1 pseudogene is annotated in these 3,899 nt (G+C 59.9%); it reads right to left on the reverse strand.

The features are described 5' to 3' along the window. Positions 1-3,887 (reverse strand): annotated as a pseudogene (locus tag AC04SG_RS32600) (hypothetical protein); the annotation flags it as partial. Between the last annotated feature and the right edge of the window lie 12 nt (positions 3,888-3,899).

Raw genomic sequence — 3,899 nt, forward strand, 5'->3', positions numbered from 1 at the left:
GCCTGCGATGGCAATGCACCCAGTTGATGGACGGGGTCCGCCGACGACATCAGGCGACCACCTGAATTGGCGATCTCGCTCAGCTGCCGCTCAATGGCAAGGCCGTCTGGATTGTCCAGGGTCCTCGGCCTCTTCGCTGGCCGCAACCCAGCTGTGTCACGCTCATCGTTGATGAGGACCTCCTCGCTTGGCGGGAGGTGGCTGCTGGCAAATGTACCGATCGGCTTGTCGGGGACCTGGCGCGCGGCCGGCTCGAGAGACGACGGGCCGGGTTTGTCCATCATCTCCCAAAGTAAATCCTGATCGTAGCCTTCCACGGGAGGCAACTCATCTGGCCATCTGCTCGCGCCCTGCGACGCGCTGTGCTGCGCAGCGGCGCTGCCGACGGGCATCGGCTCCATCCGGACCGCTTTTGCTGGATCAGGAACGGGGAGGATATGGTGCTCGAGCTCCATCGCTTTAGCGCCTGCCTGCGATTTTCGCAGATCAGCCAGTGCGGCACCGACATTCCGATTGCCCCCGGCGTCCTTCCTATAGCGCTCGACATCGCCGTCCAACGACGTGCCGGAAAGCCGAGCAGCAATGCCCGGCTTGTTGTTCTCACGCAGGTAGTCACTGAAATTGCGAAGAAGAACTGCATACCGGCTGCGGGTCCCGGTCGCTGCTTCGCTTTTGTATTCTTTGATGAGAGCCACGTCCTGGGGGTGAGGATTTAGCTCAGGGCGGCCTGTGATCGGCACCACTCCGCCCGTCAACTGGAAGTTCCGGAGATGGTCCATTGCCGGACGGAGTCTCCCATTATGACCCGTTTCGATGGCCTCGCGCACATCATCGGTCAGCGACCGGTCGTCGAGCCGGGCAGCAATCGGATCTTTTTTATTTGCGAAGAGCCAGCGCCCGAAGCTGTGAAGAGAAGATACATAGGCGTCGGCAGTGCCATTGGCGGCATTGCCCTCGAAGAGGGCCTTCTCAAGTCCCGAAATGAGGCCAGCGTCCTCGGAATAAAGAGGCTGCTTGCTTCGCCCTATTAAAACTCCAGTTGACTGAAGGCGCTTGGCCGGCTGGAGAGATGATGGCGGGCCGGGTTCGTCCATCATCTCCCAAAGCAAATCCTGATCGTAGCCTTCCACAGGAGGCAGCTCCGCTGGCCACCTGCCCGCACCCTGCGACACGCTGTGCTGCGCAGCGGCGCGGCCGACGGGCATCGGCTCCATCCGGACCGCTTTTGCGGGAGCAGGAACGGGGAGGATATGGCGCTCGAGCCCCATCGCTTTAGCGCCTGCCTGCGATTTTCGCAGATCAGCCAGTGCGGCACCGATATTCCGATCACCCGCGGCGTCTTTCCTATAGCGCTCGACATCGCCGTCCAATGACGTGCCGGAAAGCCGAGCAGCAATGCCCGGCTTGTTGTTCTCACGCAGGTAGTCACTGAAACTGCGAAGAACAGCTGCATACTTGCTGCCGGTCCCTGGCGCTGCTTCGTTTTTGTACTCTTTGATGAGAGCCACGTCCTGGGGGTGAGGATTTAGCTCAGCGCGGCTTGCGATCGGCACGTTGCCTGTCGACTGGAAGATCCGGAGATGGTCCATTGCCGGACGGAGTCTCACGTTATAACCCGTTTCGATGGCCTCGCGCACATCATCGGTCAGCGATTGCTCGTTGAGCCGGGCGGCAATCGGATCTTTGTTATTTGCGAAGAGCCAGCGGCCGAAGCCGAGAAGAGAAGATACATAGGCGGAAGCAGTGGCATTGATGGCATTGCCCCCGAGAAGTGCCTTCTCAAGTCCCGAAATAAGGTGAGCGTCCTCGGAATAAAGACGCTGCCTGCGCCGCCCTATCCGAACACCAGCTGACTGAGCCTGCCGCAGTGTCGAGGTCGCCGGTATTGCTCCACCTGAATTGGCGATCTCACTCAGCTGCCGCTCAACGGCAAGGCCGTCTGGATTGTCCAAGGGCCTCGGCCTCTTCGCTGGCCGCAACCGAGCTGTGTCACGCTCATCGTTGATGAGGACCTCCTCGCTTGGCAGGAGGTTGCTGCTGGCAAATGCACCGATCGGGTTGTCAGAGAACTGGCGCGCGGCTGGCTCGAGAGATGACGACGGGCCGGGTTTGTCCATCATCTCCCAAAGCAAATCCTGATCGTAGCTTTCCACAGGAGGCAGCTCCTCTGGCCACCTGTCCGCTTCCTGCTGCGCAGCGGCGGCGCTGACGGGCTTCGGCTCCATCCGCGGCGCGTTTTCGGGATCAGGAACGGGGAGAATATGGCGCTCGAGCTCCATCGCTTTAACGCCTGCCTGCGATTTTCGCAGATCAGCCAGTGCGGCACCGATATTCCGATCACCCGCGGCGTCTTTCCTATAGCTCTTCACATCGCCGTCCAATGACGTGCCGGAAAGCCGAGCAGCAATGCCCGGCTTGTTGTTCTCACGCAGGTAGTCACTGAAACTGCGAAGAAGAGCTGCGTACCGGCTGCCGGTCGATGTCCCTGCTTCGTTTTTGTACTCCTTGATGAGAGCCAGGTCCTGGGGGTGAGGATTTAGCTCAGGGCGACCTTCGATCGGCACGACTCCGCCCATCGACAAGGTCCGGAGATGGTCCATCGCCGGAAGGAGTCGTCTGTGATGACCCTTATCGATGGCCTCGCGGGCATCATCGGTCAGCGACTGGTCGTCGAGGCGGGCAGCAATCGGATCTTTGTTATTTGCGAAGAGCCAGCGCCCGAACCTGCGAAGAGAAGATACATAGGCGTTGGCGTTGCCCTTGCTGAGGGCGAGTTCCGAGATGAGGCGAGCGTCCTCGAAATAAAGAGGCTGCTTCCTGTTCCCTTTCGAAACTCCAGCTGACTGAGCCGGCTGCAGCGCCCAGGAGGCCGGCATTGCTCCACTACCTCCACCTGAATTGGTGACACGCTCATCGTTGATGACGACTTCCCCGCTTGGCAAAAGGTTGCTGCTGGCAAATGCACCCATCGGCTCGTCCGGGAACTGCTGGTGGTCGTAGCCCCAGTTTAAGTGACGAATGGACTCTCGGGGATCCGATGACTGGTCATGGCGTGCGGCTGGCTCGAGAGACGACGACGGGCCGGGTTTGTCCATCATCTCCCAAAGCAAATCCTGATCGTAGCTTTCTACGGGAGGCAGCTCATCTGGCCATCTGCTCGCGCCCTGCGACGCGCTGTGCTGCGCAGCGGCGCTGCCGACGGGCATCGGCTCCATCCGGACCGCGTTTTCGGCAGCGGGAACGAGGGGAATATGGCGCTCGATTTCCATCACTTTAGCGCCTGCCTGCGATTTTCGCAGATCAGCCAGTGCGGCACCGATATTCCGATCACCGCCGTCCTTCCTATAGCTCTTGACATCGCCGTCCAACGACGTGCCCGAAAGCCGACCAGCAATGCCCGGCTTATTGTTCTCACGCAGGTAGTCACTGAAATTGCGAAGAACAGCTGCATACACGTTGCGGGTCGGTGTCACTGCTTGGTTTTTGTACTCTTCGATGAGGACCTCGTCCTGGGGGTGAGGATTTAGATTACCGCAACCTTTGATCGGCACGACTCCGCCCGTCGACTGGAAGGTGCGGAGATAGTTTATTGCCGAGAGGAGTCGTCTATTATGACCCTTTTCGACGGCTTCGCGGGCATCATCGGTCAGCGACTGGTCGTCGAGCCGCGCAGCAATCGGATCTCTTTTATTTGCGAAGAGCCGGCGGCTGAAGCTGCGAAGAGAGTATACATAGCCGTTGGCGGTGTGATTGGCGGCATTGCCGTGGCGGAGGCCCTTCTCAAGCACCGAAATAAGGCGAGCATCCTCGGAATAGAGAGGCTCCTTGCTGTGCCCTATCAAAACCCCAGCTGACTGGACCGGCTGCAACGTCGAGGCCGCCGGCATTGCTCTGCCGCC

It is taken from the genome of Mesorhizobium sp. CNPSo 4684 (genome assembly GCF_057784315.1).